Origin of the sequence: Moorena producens PAL-8-15-08-1 (assembly GCF_001767235.1) — a bacterium.
Taxonomy (GTDB): domain Bacteria; phylum Cyanobacteriota; class Cyanobacteriia; order Cyanobacteriales; family Coleofasciculaceae; genus Moorena; species Moorena producens_A.
This window is the reverse complement of record NZ_CP017599.1, coordinates 3,549,361-3,566,192: the sequence shown is the minus strand read 5'-3', so window position 1 is coordinate 3,566,192 and position 16,832 is coordinate 3,549,361. Positions and strand designations below refer to the sequence as shown.

Below are 16,832 nucleotides of genomic sequence, written 5' to 3'. Positions count from 1 at the left end.
CGAATCAATTCTTAGGTGCGACCCATGGCGAATTAAATTCGCCATGGGTCGCACCTGTTGATTAACCTACACACTTATGGTATTGAGGTCATGGTCTAACACTGGCTTGATAAGGTAAAATTATCATTAATATAAAAATTATCTTATAAAAAGCACCGGAGGTGAAAAAGCATGTAACAATAACCAAATGTCTTCTACCCAGATTCATCAAGGGTAGTTAAAACCGCCCCAAGGGCTCGCTTTTAATCCCTGTCAGGCGAGACGCCTATCTGACTTGAGACGGGGTTTCCAAATATGGCAAGATTTTTGATGAATGGCTAACTTAATTGTCTTCGGGTTACTGGTAGTCTATGGGTATGGCGTGTGGAAATTCTGGAGGGGGTTTGAGCGAACTGACTTCAGCCGCAGCTTAACCAATCGGATAGCATTGTCACTGTTGTGGCCAGCTTTAATCGTTGCCAATAAGTCCTATCGCAAAAACTTTACTAAAGCCCTGAAGGGCAGATAGGAGTGCTCGATAGCAGTGGCCGTATTTGGCTGATTGGTGGAACCACGGAAAGTGTGACTCTGGCAAATGCGATCGCATCCAGGGGTATGCCCTGTACAGTAACCGTTACCACAACGGCGGCTAAATCCCTCTATCCCCAAACCCCAAATTTAAGGGTTCGAGTCGGACGTTTAGATACAAATGAGCTAGAGCAGTTTTTGGAGAAGCATGGTATTGTAGCGATCCTAGATGCCTCTCACCCCTATGCGGTAGAAATTTCCCAAATAGCGATTTCAGCCGCTTGTGCTCGGCATATACCTTACCTACGTTTTGAACGACAACAGCTAAATTCTCAGGTAAGTTCTGAACTAGACAATTCACCAATAATTTATCTCAATAGTTTCCAAGACCTGATTGCTGGTAACTATCTCCATCACCAGCGGGTATTACTGACCATCGGTTACAAACATTTACCCTTATTCCGTAGCTGGCAAGACCAGTCAACCCTATACGCCAGGATTCTGCCGAGTGTTACTGCCATCGATGTAGCGATCGCGTCTGGATTTAGCCCAAATCGAATTATTGCCCTGCGTCCTCCGGTACCAGCTGATTTGGAAAAGGCACTCTGGCATCACTGGGACATCTCTGTTGTTGTCACCAAGGCGTCTGGGGTTGCTGGGGGAGAAGATATCAAACGAGCCCTAGCTACTGAGTTAGGCATCTCCCTAGTTATCATTACTCGCCCAGTTGTTGATTATCCCCAGCAAACTAGCCATGTATCTGTGGCATTAGAGTTTTGCCATCGTTATGTTTGAAATCTCCTTCCCTTTAAATAACAGGTAAGCATTTACCCGTCAGCTGTCAGCCGTCAGTTGTCAGCCGTGAGCTCAAAGCTCACACGTGCGCGTTCAGCTTAAAAAAACCTATGCAGGTCTATGGCCACGCTACGCAAACGGTAGAATTTAATAGTTCGAGATTAATCAGAATTGAAAGTCTGGGGATTTGCCCTTGGCCTATGCGCTACGGCGTAGCGCATAGGCTGATGGCTGATGGCTGATGGCTGATGGCTGATGGCTGATAGCTGATAGCTGATAGCTGATAGCTGACAATCAAAGCTCAAACCATAGCTGGTTCGAGTAACTTGATATTAGAAAAGTTGAATTCAGTAGCTGTGCGCCCTTTTTCCTCGATGGCATAAACCACTTGACGAGTCATAATATAATAATCACCAACTTTATCGAAGCTGTCTTCAAACTCTCGTTTAGCCATCAAATCACCAGTTTTGGCATTGCGAAAAATGGCATTATACCCTGAAGAAATATACCCTTCTCCTGTATCTAGGCTATCGTTGGTATTAATTGTAAAAGCCATCGGACCCATCACCCGACTGACATGACAAATTTCCTGCCCTCGGACTTTATAGTTAGAGCCCATAGCATCACCCTTGACAAAAATTTCTACGGCACCAGTAGAATCATTGTCACCAAAGCTAAATTGGTTTTTACCATGGGCTTTTTCAAACGATGACCGCTTACGGTGGGTCACAATATCCCGCATCTGGTTATAGACACTTTCTTTGACCTTTTCATCATCAAACCCACTGACGTCAACACTGTGATCACCATTAATGCGAACTTGACCAGTGTATACTTCATCACCTTGCTTAATTTCCAAGTCAGCTTTGTAACCAGGAAAATCATCGTCCCAGGTGTAGCGGTTGTCGTAAGCCGCCTGGAATACTTCACGAGCTGTTGCGTTTTCGATCATAGTCTTGCTAAGTCAACCGATAGTTTATCCAAAGACTACTCATTAACTAATCTCTGACGCTGGTTATTATAGCATTACTGCTTGATATAGAATCTTTAAATGGGGTGAGGTAGTTTCAGCTAACTTTAAGCTAAAACTAAATTTTAACCATTACTCCCAAATTTATCATGATTTGGAATAAGTATAGGTAAGTTGATTTTAAATTTTCCACAAAAAGCTTACCAATTATACCGTTATATTTTATAAAAAATGAACGGTTAACTATTAACAGGTCAGCTGACTTTATTTGAATTCCATCCTATGGTAATAGTAAGCTAAAAAGTGGATGGTTAATCCATATCAGTTGCTTGATTGGAAACCATCACAGGAACTTGATAAAGAGGTACTGTGAAGGTAACTGTTGACCCTAAATTTTCCCCCATACTGAAAAAATTGACCACACCCCCCATGGTTTCAATCAGCTTTTGGGATATGACTAGGCCTAAACCCGTGCCGCCATATTGGCGAGTTCGGGAACCATCGACTTGGGTAAATGTTTGAAACAGCCGGTCTTGCTGGTCGAGGGAAACACCGATGCCAGTATCAGCAACTCGAACTTTAACCAATCCTGGGAATTCTGTACCTTTGAAAGTTATCTTCTTTCGGATCACCTCAGCACTAACAGTCACCCCACCTTCATCAGTAAACTTAATGGCATTGCCCACTAGGTTTAACATGACCTGTAGCAGCCTTTGATAGTTACCATACATAACAATGCCATCATAGACATCAGGCATTTCAATTCTGAGGCTGAGGTTTTTTAGCTCGGCTTGATTGATCGTAAAGTCTTCAACTTTTCTAAACAGAGACTCTAATTCTACTGGAGCGAGTTCTAGCTCCATTTTACCCGCTTCAATCTTGGCAATATCCAGGATATCATTAATAATATTGAGCAGATGCAATGCAGAATTGTAGGCTTCTTGGATAAAATCCCGTTGCTCCTGTGGATCGTCTGCCATGCCATCAAGAACCAACTTCAGAAACCCAATCATGCCATTGAGAGGGGTGCGTAACTCATGGGAAGTATTAGCCAGAAAATCACTTTTGTGGCGAGAGGCCTCTTCAGCCCTTTCACTAGCTATTTCTAGCTCCTTGTAAAGGGTGCCATGAGCGATCGCTGTGCCGACTTGTTCAGCCAATTCTCCCACTAACTTGATTTCTGCGGCACTCCATTGACGGCGATGATCACACTGCTGTAGGCAAATCAAACCATTAGGTTCATCTTTATAGGAGGTTGAAACCACCAACACAGACAACTGTTCCCATTCACCAGGAACAATGTGTTCTACCAGCAGTGGCTCCTGACTATTGAGGGCTTGTTCGAGGTAAGGCTCAGAATCTAAGGGTAGCAGTTGTTTGGCCATTGACCGCAACGGCTGTTGACAATATTCTGCCTGAACCTTGGTTACCCGTGCGTCTGGTTTGTAATAGCACACGAGGCAACGGCTGACCTGGAGTGCCTCCCCTAGACTTTGGGCAGTTTGTTGCCAAATGGTATCTAGATCGAGGGTACGACGAATTTGCCGAGCAATTTTGGTGAGTAATTTTTGATGGGGGTCTACACTTAGACTTGTAGGAGATTCCCGCCATTCCAATATTGATGATTCCGGCAAAAAGCGACCCATAACTAGAACGGTTGTTGCTTCGCCATCCGCTGGCAAAATGGGGCTAATGACCAACTCAAAGGCAAAGGATTTGTCCTGGTAACAAAACGATTGAACACAACGTTCAGGGGTTCGCTGGCTCAAAATTCTCTGAAGCCTATCTTGGTAGGCTTCGGCTTCAGTCGGGCAGAATCCATCTTCTAGGGGAAGTCCCACCACTTGTGTCAAACTCAGACCATATTGCTCAGCAGCTTGCCAGTGAAAAGAAAGGCATTTACCCGATGCCTCTTGAGTATAAACCAGCTCACACCCTAAACCCTGCAAAAAGTTAGAATCACCTTGTGCACTAGCGGATTGCCTATTTATATATCCAGTTTGAAAACATTTAAAATTCACAGGTGCAGCCATTAAAAGAAACCTGGAAACTACAAGCAACACCGGGAGCCTCAGTTCCCGTTTCAACACGTAAATGCAACCAACCAAGCCCTTAGCAGGAGCCAATGGCAACCTCTCAAAGTAGATGCCTTTACCTCTTGTCTATCAATCGTTCCACTCACCTCGGGGCGGTAGGGGTGGATTTCGGTCAAAGGTACGGGCTAATTCCTGATCTGCTCCCCTTTCACCCCTGAGCCATTGACGAATTGCCGTTTCTATTACTTTACTCGGATCATTAGTCAAGTGTTTGATTTGATCCAAGAGTTCGGTATCCAAATGAATAGAAATTTCTTCTTTGTCAGCTGAACGTGATAGATCTACGTTAGTAGCTTTGGTAGACTCAAGGTGGTTTTCAAGCAAACCCTCTTGATGCAAGGCATGATCATTCATAATCAATGGGCTAATAACACTACTAATATAACTTTACGATAACTGACAATTAGCCTGGCTCACTTATAACCATTCCAGGGATAGTACCCTTACCTCTGACGGAAAACATTAAAATACATTAAGTTGATCATGAACTCAATAGACCAGTTATTGACTGGGTTTATACCAATAGCTTATGACTGATGCCCCTGTCTCTCATATTCGTAATTTTTCGATTATCGCCCACATTGATCATGGGAAATCGACCTTAGCTGATCGCCTACTGCAAGCTACTGGTACCGTAAGCGACCGCCAGATGAAAGAACAGTTCCTGGACAATATGGATTTGGAACGGGAGCGGGGAATTACGATTAAGCTGCAAGCGGCTCGGATGAACTATACTGCTAGCGATGGTCACGAGTACGTTCTCAATTTAATTGACACTCCCGGTCATGTGGATTTCTCCTATGAAGTGTCGCGCTCACTAGTGGCTTGTGAAGGAGCACTGTTGGTAGTCGATGCATCCCAGGGTGTAGAGGCTCAAACTCTAGCAAATGTTTACCTAGCCCTTGAACACGATCTAGAAATTATTCCCGTTCTAAATAAAATAGACTTGCCTGGAGCTGAACCGGAAAGGGTGAGTACCGAAATCGAAGATATCATTGGTCTTGATTGTAGCCAAGCAATTCGAGCATCAGCCAAGGAAGGTATCGGTATCGACGAAATCCTGGAATCCATTGTACATCTAATTCCACCTCCAATCGATACCGTAGAGCAACCCCTAAGGGCGTTGATTTTTGACAGTTACTATGATGCTTATCGTGGCGTAATCGTTTATTTTAGAGTGGTCGATGGCACTCTAAAAAAAGGCGATCGCATTCGCTTGATGGCATCTCGCAAGGAGTACGAAATTGATGAGCTAGGGGTGCTTTCCCCTAACCAAGTCCAAGTGGATGAACTCCACGCGGGTGAAGTTGGTTACCTAGCTGCTGCCATTAAGGCGGTAGCCGATGCCCGTGTTGGTGACACCATTACTTTAGCAAAAGCAGCAGCTATTGACCCTTTACCAGGATACACGGAAGCCAAACCCATGGTTTTTTGTGGCTTGTTTCCCACGGATGCTGACCAGTATAAGGATTTAAAGGAAGCATTAGATAAGCTCAAGCTCAATGATGCTGCCCTGAACTACGAACCAGAAACTTCCTCTGCCATGGGATTTGGCTTCCGCTGTGGTTTCTTAGGCTTGCTGCACATGGAAATTGTTCAAGAGCGCCTGGAAAGGGAATATGATTTGGAGCTAATCACCACTGCCCCTTCAGTGGTGTATCAAGTGACCACCAATCAGGGAGAAGTCCTTGAAATTGATAATCCGAGTACCCTGCCATCCCCCCAAGAACGGGAAAAAATTGCCGAACCCTATGTCCGGGTAGAAATGATTACTCCAGAAACCTATGTTGGGACTCTGATGGAACTGTGTCAAAGCCGCCGTGGGGATTTTAAGGATATGACTTATCTTGCCCAAGGACGGACTACTTTAATTTATGAATTACCCCTAGCAGAAGTGGTTACTGACTTTTTTGATCAAATGAAGTCTCGCTCTCGGGGTTATGCCAGTATGGAGTACCAGCTCATTGGTTACCGAGATAATCCCTTAGTCAAGCTGGATCTACTGATTAATGCGGAACCTGTGGACTCCCTGGCCGTAATTGTTCACCGAGACAAAGCTTACTATGTGGGTCGTACCTTGGTGGAGAAACTTAAGGAACTTATTCCCCGCCACCAATTTAAAATTCCTCTTCAAGCCGCTATTGGTAGTCGAGTCATTGCTAGTGAACATATTCCGGCTTTGAGAAAAGATGTATTGGCTAAATGCTACGGTGGTGACATTTCCCGGAAGAAAAAACTTCTCCAAAAGCAGGCAAAAGGGAAAAAGCGGATGAAGGCTGTAGGCACTGTTGATGTTCCCCAGGAAGCGTTTATGGCAGTATTACGTCTTGACCAAGGTTAGAGGGGTGATTGAGTCATTAAACGTCCAGAGCTGAAAGCCGAGTACTAATCTCGTAATGCTTAGTACCAACCTAGTCATACCAACTAGCGTAATTTTCAACCAGTCAGCCAATAAAATTTGATGATAACCTTCGGTAATTACTGAATCGGTTTTCAAGGTAGGTGAACAACTATATGGGGAGATATATATCCGGAATTTTTGCCATCAATTAAAAAAAAAATTGTCTAACTGGACACAGTTAAACTCAGAGGTTAGTTTAGGATTGATTTCACATGATAAAAGTTCAGTGGCATGAGAATCCTAGTTACTGGTGGGGCTGGTTTTATCGGCTCCCATCTAATTGATCGTTTGATGGCAGAAGGTCATGAAGTTATTTGTCTGGATAACTTCTATACTGGCCACAAACGGAATATCCTCAAATGGCTGTCACACCCCTACTTTGAGTTGGTCCGTCACGACATCACTGAACCGATTCGGTTAGAAGTTGATCAAATATACCACCTTGCTTGTCCAGCATCCCCAGTTCACTACCAGTACAATCCTGTCAAGACTATCAAAACCAATGTCATGGGTACCCTATACATGCTAGGGTTAGCCAAACGGGTGAAGGCGAGATTCTTATTAGCGTCCACGTCTGAGGTATATGGGGATCCTGACGTCCATCCCCAGTCAGAAGATTATCGGGGTAATGTCAATCCCATTGGGATCCGCAGTTGTTACGATGAAGGGAAGCGAGTGGCAGAAACCCTCGCATTTGACTACCATCGACAAAATGGTGTAGACATTCGTGTAGCTCGCATTTTTAACACCTACGGTCCTCGAATGCTGGAAAATGATGGGCGAGTCGTTAGCAATTTTGTGGTGCAAGCTCTGAAGGGGGAACCCTTAACGGTTTATGGGGATGGTTCACAGACCCGAAGTTTCTGCTATGTCTCCGACTTAGTGGAAGGACTAATTCGACTTATGAATAATGACCATACCGGACCGATTAATCTCGGAAATCCTGGAGAATACACTATATTAGAACTCGCTCAGGCAATTCAGAAAATGGTGAATCCTGATACAGAAATTATCTTTAAGCCTCTACCTCAGGATGACCCCCGACGTCGTCAACCAGACATTAGTAAAGCTAAAACTTTACTAGGTTGGGAACCTACTATTCCTTTGTCAGAAGGGTTAGATTTGACAGTATCCGATTTCCGTAAGCGTTTAACTCCTCAAGAGTAAAACAATCAGATTTAATTAAATCAATCAACCTCGGGTCAGGGTGCCAATACTATCTTTGGCTCCAACCGTGAGACTTCCCTAACCTTTACTAACCATTGAAGTTTATATTAATTGAGGCATAGGTCCATGCGCGTTTGTGTGATTGGTACAGGATATGTGGGCTTAGTAACTGGCGCTTGCTTAGCCCATATCGGTCATCATGTAATCTGTGTAGACAACAACGAAGAAAAAGTTAAGTTGATGAAGTCTGGACAGTCCCCCATCTATGAACCAGGACTGTCGGAAATAATGCAGGAGTCAGCTAATGCAGGTAGACTTGAGTTTACCACAGATTTGGCGGCTGGGGTAGAGCATGGGGAAATTTTATTCATTGCAGTGGGAACTCCCCCCCTACCTACCGGAGAAAGTGACACTCGTTATGTGGAAGCGGTTGCCAGAGGGATTGGCTCCCATCTCAAGGATGGTTACAAAGTAATTGTTAACAAATCAACGGTACCCATTGGTTCGGGAGATTGGGTACGCATGATTGTCCTAGATGGGGTAGCTGAACGCCAGAAATCTTTGGTAACTGCAGGAGGGCAAGCTGAAACTGAAGCAGCAGAAGACATTACGGCGGATTTTGATGTGGTCAGTAATCCAGAGTTTCTCCGAGAAGGGTCAGCAGTTTACGATACCTTTAATCCAGACCGTATTGTCCTAGGAGGCAATAGCGAACAAGCGATCGCAATGATGAAGGAACTGTATCAACCAATTGTCGAACGCCAGTTTGCCGAAGACAAATCCCTTCCCCCAGTTTCTGTACTAGCTACAGACCTCAGCTCAGCTGAAATGATTAAATATGCGGCTAATGCCTTTTTGGCTACTAAAATTAGCTTTATTAATGAAATTGCCAATATTTGCGATCGCGTCGGTGCTGATGTTACCCAAGTTGCTCAAGGAATTGGTTTAGATTCCCGCATTGGCAACAAGTTTTTACAAGCAGGAATTGGCTGGGGTGGTTCTTGCTTCCCCAAAGATGTCTTAGCACTACTCCATACCGCTGAAGATTACGGTTATGAAGCAGATTTGCTTAAAGCCACTGTCAGTGTCAACAAACGCCAACGTTTACTTGCGGTTGAAAAACTCCAGAAAGAGCTTAAAATCCTCAAAGGTAAAACAGTGGGCCTGTTGGGTTTGACCTTTAAGCCCAATACTGATGATATGCGGGATGCTCCTGCTCTAAATCTGGTGGAAGAACTAAACCGACTCGGAGCCAAGGTCAAAGCCTATGACCCAATTATTTCCCAAACTGGCATGCGTCATGGTCTATCTAACGTGATTGTCGAAACCGATCCAGAACGGTTGGCTGATAGCTGTGATGCTTTAGTGTTAGTTACAGATTGGGATCAGTTCCAGAAGCTGGACTATGGTAAAATGGCCCAGCTGATGAACCATCCGGTGATCATTGATGGCCGCAACTTCCTAGATCGGAACCAGCTAGAACGTGCTGGTTTCTCGTATTTGGGAATTGGTCGTTGAACTCTATCTCCTCCTCATGGAGCGAGGATTGACAATCAAGTTGTGTTGTTACTTCCTCCTCCAGGGATCAGCACTTTCCTGGAGCCCTTTGATCAAGAAATTACCGGCATCTTTTAGGTGTGCGCCCGTTTGCGCCCCGCGTCGGCGAAAGCCGATAGGTGCGACCCTAGGGCAATTTACTAGCCCTAGGAGGCGCGCACCAAAGAGGTGCGCGCCTGAAGCGAATTTAATTTTTAATGGGTCAAGGGCACCTTTAGAATTTTTGTGGTAGTCGGTAAAGCATACTACTTACATGTAAATTGCCATAAGTGAAATCCTGTACTAGAATAACTGAGGGGTATGACCCCTCAGTTTTTTTGTCAATACTAGCTAAATACCCAAACCCCATCCCCAAAGGTAAAAATCGTAGTTGTTGGGATTTGCAAACAACTTTGTGTTAAGACTATTGTTGGTGTTGAACAAGAACAAAACCCCAATCAGCACCCAGCAAGGTTGGTACGGGGGCATCAAGCATCTAAATTGAGTTAACTGACCAGTAATTGCCATTAACATTGGCTAGGTGATCGGCAAGTGTTAAAGTCCTACCAAGAAATCGGCACTACCCCAACAGGGTAGGTCAGGTAACTGATTTGCTGGTCAACTATGGGGGGATTAAATATCTGTGTTGATGGTTTAATGGCTTCATGGATGCCAACAACCATTGACTATCAGCAAACCTGATCAGTAACCTAAGCGTGATCTAGTTGGCGACAAATCGAGCTAAGCACTAAACTCTAGTAATGGTAATTTTGGTGATAGTTTTGGCTTAGATCACTAACAGTCCAAGTAAATCCTAGGGATATGAGCTAATTTTGGTTCAGTTTTCAACAAATCTGAGCCAAAATAATCTAGAACTGGGTGTGCCCTAAAATTGTGACCATAACTGGTCGTCAGGCAAGATCAATGAGAGTGGAGGTAGTATGAGTCGCCAAAAACCAAGCCCTTTCCTAGAGCGGCGACAGGGTTTACAGAAAGGATTGATTAGGCAAAAAACCCCGACAATCCATCAAACAACTAGTCAATGTCTGAGATGGATAGTCAAGAATGTCCTTCTATGGATGCAACTGCTTAGTACTGGGTCATTCGTAGTAGTCTGGATGCTGTCCTTCAGTGCCATTGAACCAGCCCAGGCAACTAGGCTATCTAAACATACTAAGTTTTTAGAGCAGCTCCGGACAAATCAGAGCAAGGATTCAGAGCAATCCATTAGTGAAGAAAGTGAACAAGTAACCCAAACCAAAATCTTAGCACTAGGAAAGCTTGAAAGTCAACAGGAGACAATCCCTGAGCCAATTAAGACCCAAAGGTCTTCTGCCCGAAGGAGCAACTCCACCAGGAAACTGACTTCAGCGGTGCCCCCCCACGTCTTACCCCAGACTGAACAATCAGCTAAACCAGCAGCTAAGCGTAAGTTAGGCTCACGCCAGTCAAGGGCTACCCCTGAGGCTCTCCCGACCTTGCTGAAAACCAAGGAATCTGCTCAGCCCAGTTCTTCTGTTACCAGGAGGAAGTTACCATTATCTCGGTTGCAGCAGCAAAAATTAGCCAAACGGGACTCTACAACTAAAGCTGTTTCTGCACCGCTGAAAACCCAAAGCTCAGCTACCCCAAGAACTGCTTCCCAAAAAAACGTCAAAAAAACCGTAGCTGCTCCAATCCAGCCGACGGCTAAGGCCCAGCCAGAGGAGATAGCCAAAGTTATTCCAGCACGGCCCAAAGGCAAAAAGTCTGCTTTACTAAGCAGTAACGGTAGAGAAAACAGAACTACCCTAGCCCAGCCTAGAGGTAACCGCCAGGAAGGACAACGGACTAAACCCAAGTTCAGGTCACCCTATGCCAGGTCTAGAGCTAGGTCAATCCCACCCTTTGGAAAAGCCCAAACGTTGGCTTCCTCAAATATCAGCACTAGCAAACCTAACATCACCACTAGCAAAAAGGTTGGTTCGAGAATCCCTGAGTTATCTCAACAGCCTCAAAAACCAGGGAAACTGGAGCTAAAACCAGGACACAGGCATGGGTTACCAAAGTCATCCCTCCCCAATAAAACTAAAGTCTCTCATCGACCTAACCCTGAAGCTACCTCGAAACTAGGCTCACCAGTCCCAGAGTCGTCGGAACTAAACGCCCGCAAAGCAGCTAACTCTAAGCTAGCTACCCAGAAGCAATCTGCTGACACTAAAGCTGACAGGAAAATAGACCAGTTAGCGTTAACGCCATCACCTCAAAAGCCTCTAGTGTCATCATCGACGCTAAACCTAGAGCAAATAGACTTAACGTTCACGGAGTTCAAGCTAAGCCAACTGTTGCCCTATGGCAGCAGTTCGAGTGTAGATTTGGAAGGAGTACTCCCAGCTAACTGGAGCAACTGTCAAACAAACACAGCCTGTAATCAGCTGCTGCCATCCCTAATTCCGAAGTTAGTTCCGAATAGTCCCAACTCTAGCTCGAACCAGCAGACAACTTCCCAAGCAAAAACCCAACCTTTGGCAGTACCAACAGACCCAATTCCGTCCAATGCTGGTAAACTTCCCAACAAGTTCAAGCAACTGCCTCCTTCCCCACCAAGCCTGCCGGAGCAGCTAGGGCAAGGAACGGCCACACCCTTATTTCTGAATAACTACCAAAACCAAGCGGTAGGACAACTGCCTGTCTTCCCACAAACCAAAACACCAGCGTCATTGCCAGCACTTCCTAACTCGATGCCGTTGGGAAGCAATACTCCTAACCCAAATTGGGGCTATTTGCCTTACGTGCCACAAACGGTACTCTTGATGCCGATGATGCCAGGAGTAAGTGGGACGATGCCCTTGGGTACGAGTATGGGTAGGAATAATGGGTTATCTGGTCAAGTGCCCTACGTACCACAAACTGTACTATTGATGCCAACGGCAGGGTTCGGCATGTCTACCCCCCAGGGGATAAATAGTTATAGCCCTAGCTATAACCCTAGGTATAACCCTGGCTTGGGTCAGCTACCTTATTTGAGAACTACACCCGCTCCCCTGCCAGCTCCAGTCAATCCCATTCCGATGGGGGGTACTACCTATAACCCTGGCTTCGGTCAGTTGCCCTACCCGAGACCCATGCCCGCTCCTCTGCCAGCCCCAGTGAATCCCATGCCCATGAGGGGTAGTCCTTACAATTCAGGTTTAGGTCAGTTGCCCTATCTGAGAAGTTCCCCAGCCCCCCGGCCAGTAGTGCCGATCAATCCCATTCCGATAGGGGGCAGTAGTTATGGCTTGGGCTTAGGTCAGGTACCGTATTTGAACAATATTCCAGGTCAGGTACCAGGGCAATTCATGGCGATACCAGTGGTGCCCAATCCCAACATGCCTCGCTTGAGCCAGTCTCCTTTCCCGGCCACCCCCCCAGGGCAGATGCCAGGCCAATTCATGCCCATCCCAGTGGTGCCAAATCCCAACATGCCTGGCTTCGGCCAGTCTCCTTTCCCAGCCACCCCCCAACCACCGCTACCAGGGCAAGTCACTCCCATCCCAGTGGTGCCAAATCCCAATACCCCTGGCTTTGGTCAAGTACCCTTCTTCCAACCAGCACTACAACCCTGGCCACCGGCTCCTAACTCAAACCTGAATCGACCAACCTCTCCCCCAACAGCCCAATCCCCCGGTCGCCCGTTGCTACCTAGCACCGCTCTCACCCCAGGATCCTTGCGTTTCCAAGGCAGCTTCGTGAATCAAGGGGAAAATTCAGTAGCCAGAGCTCGCTTGGACGGAAACTATGTGCTAACGCCCCAATTCCTGTTTGGAGCTACCCTAGATCTGACTAGCGAAAATGACCAATTGGTAGACTCACCTAACGAAGGGGCAACTATCAATCAGTTGTTCTTTACCGCTGCTCCTGCTAGCACCTTACCCACTCTGCGCTTTTCTGTCGGTCAGTTGGATTTAACCTCCTACTTTGATCGGAATAGTTTTGCCAAGGATGGGGTAAGCCATTTCTTTAATCCAGTTTTTCAAACTAATCCAGCCTTGAGTGCTACTGCGATCGCATCTCGTCCAGGTTTATTGGTTAACTGGGCAGTGACAGACAATATAGAAGGCAAAGTTGCTCTGTTTTCATCAGCTGAAAGTCTGGAGCGATTTGACCTCAATGGGTTGGCTGGAGAAATTGGTTTACGCTACGATAATGTGATCGTGCGAGGAACCTATGCCTCAGGCAGAGATGGTGGTGCCAATAGTGGCTTCCGGGAAATTTTCTCCATCGAACGGGGAAGGGATGACTTTGGCATCAACAAGAATGATGATGAAGAAGCATTTGGTGTCAATGGCGAAGTGTTTATTCCTGAACTGAAGATGGGCATATTTGGTCGCTATGGGGTTTACCGCAACCGGGATTTGGATGAAGAGGGAAACACCTTCAGTTTCGGAATCACCTTCTTGGATTTGTTTTCTAAGAATGACCGGGTAGGATTAGCCTATGGTCGGGACCTCTCCAATGAGGAATTGCGCCAGGAAAATGGGGATGATGTACCAGATGTGTTAGAGCTATACTACGATTTCCAATTTTTACCGAATGTGCGGCTTGGTTTTAGCCTTCAGCAACGCAATAGTTTAAAGGAAACCTTTGCCGGATTTCGATTGAAAACCGATTTTGATGTAACTCCTAGAGGTAGGTTGAGTCAATGATTCTAGAGGAAGGCAAAAGGAACAAGGGAAAAGGCTTACCCCCCATAAAGAGCGGAGAATCCTCGGGTCAGAGGCAAAAGGCAAAGGGACTGGATTCACCTTGCCATCCGTGCCGCCGTGTGGTAAAGTCCTTACCCATTTACCTCTTACCCTTGACCGTTTACCTCTTACCCTTGACTGTTTCCCTTTTGCCTCTTGCCTTTTGCCTTGAGGCAGCTCAAGCTCAAACTATTCCGGTGCCGATTATCAGAGCCTTTAATCTGCTCAGGGAAGGACGAGTGGAGGAGGCAATTAAAGGGTTTGAGCAAGCTGTCCAGCGTTATCCCCAATCCATTGATGCCAAGATTGGCCTAGCCATCGCCTACCGCCGACAGGGATTGATTGACCAAGCCTGGGATGCCTATCAACAGGTGCTGGCTCAAGACCCTACCAATGAGTTAGCCCTAAGTGCAGTAGGTCTGTTGGGGACATATAAACAAGAATGGCAGGCTCAGGGAATTGAAGCCCTTACAGTCTTGCTCGATATTAATCCCAATGATACAGAAGCTCGTGGTAGGCGAGCTCTGCTGTTAGGTTATCAGCAGCGATTTGGTGAGGCGATCGCAGACTATGAAATTGTGCTGCAAACGGATCCTAGTCCAGATGTGCTAGTAGGGGCAGCAGAAGTTTACACCTACAACGGTAACCCTCAAAGGGGTCTGGAACTCTTTAACCAATACCTCGCCACCGGGAATGTGATTAGTGGCTATGCTGTCCTGGCTTATGCCCAATCCTTAAGGCAAACTGGCAATGCGGCTCAGGCGGTGCAGGTTCTGGAAAACGAGTTAGTCGGGTTCGCCATCATCGATCAGCTCGACGACCTAGGCATCCAAACCCGAGCCGCCCTCGCCCAAGCCTATGCGGAAAATGGACAACTCTCTGAAGCATTGGCAGTATTAGAGCCTTTACAAGGTCTCCCCCAAGCCACATTGCCCTTAGCGCGATCGCTAAATGAAATTCGCAATAAAAATCAAGATCCAGCCCTCGAAGCCCAAGTCTCGATGCTCTACCGTCAAGCATTGGCAGAGAATCCTAATGACCCTAACTTAATTCGGGAAATAGCTGATGTCTTCACAGGCATACCCAGCGAACGGGCAACCGCATTGCAGCTTTACCAACAACAGCTTGCGTTCGAGCCTGATAACCGTAGTCTCATGATTAAGATCGTGGGTCTAGAACGTCAGACCGGATTAATTTCTCAAGCGGAATTGGGCAACCGTCTAGCGACCATACTGATTCCCCTACCTACTGAACCCAGCGAATTGCAAGCGGTGGCAGACGCCTTGATCCCGATCGAGCCGCCGGGGCCACAATTTCTATCTATATACCAAAATATCCTGGCATCTGGGGTTAACGCCCCGTTTTTGTATTTTCGGATGGCTCAACTATATATTGAAGCCAATGACTTGATCTCAGCTAGAAATGCTTTGGCTACTTATACCGCGACACCCCAGGGAGCTAACGATCTGGCAGTACAGTTGCTAGCGGCAGATATTGAACGTCGTGAAGGTAATTGGATTGCTAGCCGTCAGCGTTACCAAGCCTTGATTGCCAGCAACCCACAACGAGATATTCTCAATGGTGCATTGCAAGGATTGTCATCTATACTTCTGCTACAAGATAGACCAGGGGAAGCTGTGGCACTTTATGACCAACTAGTAGCCCTCAATCCTAGTGATGTTAACCTACAGTTAGCACGAGCTACAATTGCCTACCAAGCGAATCTGATTCCAGAATCCCAAGCTGAGGCATTTGTATACTATTGGTTGCAGACACAACCAAATGTGCTTCCGCCCCCAGAACTCTTTGCTCTAGTTGGTGCTCTACCTGCCAATCCCACACGGGAACCCCTATACATTTCGCTGCTGCAATCTGAACCAGACAACATACCAGTAAACCGTCGTTTAATTCAGGTTATTGCTCAGCGTAGTCCAGAATTAGCTAGAGCTCAGGTGATTGAATTAGTCAATCGGGCTCCCTACTCCGTTCAGACATACTTGTTGCAAGGACGATTGGCAGAAGCGATCGATCAGTTAGACATAGCAGAACGCGCCTATCAGGTGATTTTGACGGCAGAACCCAGTAACACTGAGATTATTGCGGCTTTAGGTGGTGTTCGGTTCCAACAACGACGCTTTGACTCGGCCAAGCAACTCTATTATCGAGGTCTTGCGATCCAACCCCTGGATTTTGGGGTACGTCGTGCCTTAGTTGGACTAAATCAGACTGAAGACTTCAAAGTCAAAGCCCTAGAACAGTTGGAACAGCTAAGACTGGAGGAATTCAGTCGAGGATCTAGTACTGCTACCCTGTCCCGTCAGAGACAGCAAATCCAAGAAGGATTTCTGTTCCGCAGGGGTTTCCAACCGCCTTGGGAACGTTTTGATTAAGGATAAAAAATTAAGTCTAGATGAAGTGTGAAGTCTGAAGGATGAAGTCTAGATGAAGTATAAAGGGTGAAGTGTCAAGGATGAAGAATGAAGTGTCAAGGATGAAGTATAAAGGATTAAGGTATCGCAAGGGAAAATCCCAAATGGCAATTAACACTTGAAAATTGGCAGTTTTCTAATCACAAATGAATAATCCAAACTTCTATTGCCGTTTCAGTATTGAATAATCCTGAACTCTGATGTTTTTACGCTAGGCTTAGGTTC

The 16,832-nt window shown here is 46.1% G+C and carries 10 protein-coding genes; 7 read left to right on the top strand and 3 right to left on the bottom strand.

The window, feature by feature from the left end:
- Positions 1 to 313: 313 nt before the first annotated feature.
- Both BJP34_RS13375 and BJP34_RS13370 read left to right on the top strand, forming a co-directional pair.
- A complete protein-coding gene (locus BJP34_RS13375; protein WP_008178699.1) occupies positions 314 to 508 on the top strand; it encodes a hypothetical protein in 195 nt (64 codons plus the stop codon).
- Positions 509 to 510: 2 nt separating this feature from the next.
- The gene (locus tag BJP34_RS13370) at positions 511 to 1,302 is read left to right on the top strand and encodes a cobalt-precorrin-6A reductase (RefSeq protein ID WP_070392774.1); all 792 of its coding nucleotides are present in this window, start codon (positions 511 to 513) and stop codon (positions 1,300 to 1,302) included.
- A 301-nt stretch (positions 1,303 to 1,603) separates the two neighbouring features.
- On the opposite strand, the gene BJP34_RS13365 is transcribed toward BJP34_RS13370, so the two are convergent.
- The 3 genes from BJP34_RS13365 to BJP34_RS13355 form a co-directional block, all read right to left on the bottom strand.
- A complete protein-coding gene (locus BJP34_RS13365; protein ID WP_070392773.1) occupies positions 1,604 to 2,254 on the bottom strand; it encodes a DUF3386 domain-containing protein in 651 nt (216 codons plus the stop codon).
- Positions 2,255 to 2,583: 329 nt separating this feature from the next.
- Positions 2,584 to 4,305, bottom strand: a complete 1,722-nt coding sequence (locus BJP34_RS13360) for an ATP-binding protein (protein ID WP_070392772.1) — start codon at positions 4,303 to 4,305, stop codon at positions 2,584 to 2,586.
- A gap of 132 nt (positions 4,306 to 4,437) precedes the next feature.
- Positions 4,438 to 4,722 carry a hypothetical protein gene (locus BJP34_RS13355; RefSeq protein WP_229424347.1) on the bottom strand — a complete coding sequence of 95 codons (285 nt, stop codon included), beginning with the start codon at positions 4,720 to 4,722 and terminating at the stop codon, positions 4,438 to 4,440.
- A gap of 175 nt (positions 4,723 to 4,897) precedes the next feature.
- On the opposite strand from BJP34_RS13355, the gene lepA reads away from it, so the two are divergent.
- From lepA to BJP34_RS13330, 5 genes are all read left to right on the top strand, one after another.
- Positions 4,898 to 6,709 carry a translation elongation factor 4 gene (gene lepA, locus BJP34_RS13350; RefSeq protein ID WP_070392771.1) on the top strand — a complete coding sequence of 604 codons (1,812 nt, stop codon included), beginning with the start codon at positions 4,898 to 4,900 and terminating at the stop codon, positions 6,707 to 6,709.
- 291 nt (positions 6,710 to 7,000) lie between these two features.
- The gene (locus tag BJP34_RS13345; protein WP_070392770.1) at positions 7,001 to 7,936 is read left to right on the top strand and encodes a UDP-glucuronic acid decarboxylase family protein; all 936 of its coding nucleotides are present in this window, start codon (positions 7,001 to 7,003) and stop codon (positions 7,934 to 7,936) included.
- A gap of 126 nt (positions 7,937 to 8,062) precedes the next feature.
- Positions 8,063 to 9,454 carry a UDP-glucose dehydrogenase family protein gene (locus BJP34_RS13340; RefSeq protein ID WP_070392769.1) on the top strand — a complete coding sequence of 464 codons (1,392 nt, stop codon included), beginning with the start codon at positions 8,063 to 8,065 and terminating at the stop codon, positions 9,452 to 9,454.
- 959 nt (positions 9,455 to 10,413) lie between these two features.
- Positions 10,414 to 14,139, top strand: coding sequence for a hypothetical protein (locus BJP34_RS13335; RefSeq protein WP_070392768.1), 3,726 nt, complete (start codon positions 10,414 to 10,416; stop codon positions 14,137 to 14,139).
- Positions 14,136 to 16,568: a tetratricopeptide repeat protein gene (locus BJP34_RS13330; RefSeq protein WP_083305151.1), complete on the top strand. Its 2,433-nt coding sequence runs from the start codon at positions 14,136 to 14,138 to the stop codon at positions 16,566 to 16,568. The genes BJP34_RS13335 and BJP34_RS13330 overlap by 4 nt, the downstream gene beginning before the upstream one ends.
- The last annotated feature ends 264 nt before the right edge of the window (positions 16,569 to 16,832 follow it).

Coding starts and splice junctions, on each gene's coding strand:
- BJP34_RS13375 (WP_008178699.1), top strand. CDS start 314: ATGGCTAACTTAATTGTCTTCGGGTTACTGGTAGTCTATGGGTATGGC.
- BJP34_RS13365 (WP_070392773.1), bottom strand. CDS start 2,254: ATGATCGAAAACGCAACAGCTCGTGAAGTATTCCAGGCGGCTTACGAC.
- BJP34_RS13360 (WP_070392772.1), bottom strand. CDS start 4,305: ATGGCTGCACCTGTGAATTTTAAATGTTTTCAAACTGGATATATAAAT.
- BJP34_RS13355 (WP_229424347.1), bottom strand. CDS start 4,722: ATGAATGATCATGCCTTGCATCAAGAGGGTTTGCTTGAAAACCACCTT.
- lepA (WP_070392771.1), top strand. CDS start 4,898: ATGACTGATGCCCCTGTCTCTCATATTCGTAATTTTTCGATTATCGCC.
- BJP34_RS13345 (WP_070392770.1), top strand. CDS start 7,001: ATGAGAATCCTAGTTACTGGTGGGGCTGGTTTTATCGGCTCCCATCTA.
- BJP34_RS13340 (WP_070392769.1), top strand. CDS start 8,063: ATGCGCGTTTGTGTGATTGGTACAGGATATGTGGGCTTAGTAACTGGC.
- BJP34_RS13335 (WP_070392768.1), top strand. CDS start 10,414: ATGAGTCGCCAAAAACCAAGCCCTTTCCTAGAGCGGCGACAGGGTTTA.
- BJP34_RS13330 (WP_083305151.1), top strand. CDS start 14,136: ATGATTCTAGAGGAAGGCAAAAGGAACAAGGGAAAAGGCTTACCCCCC.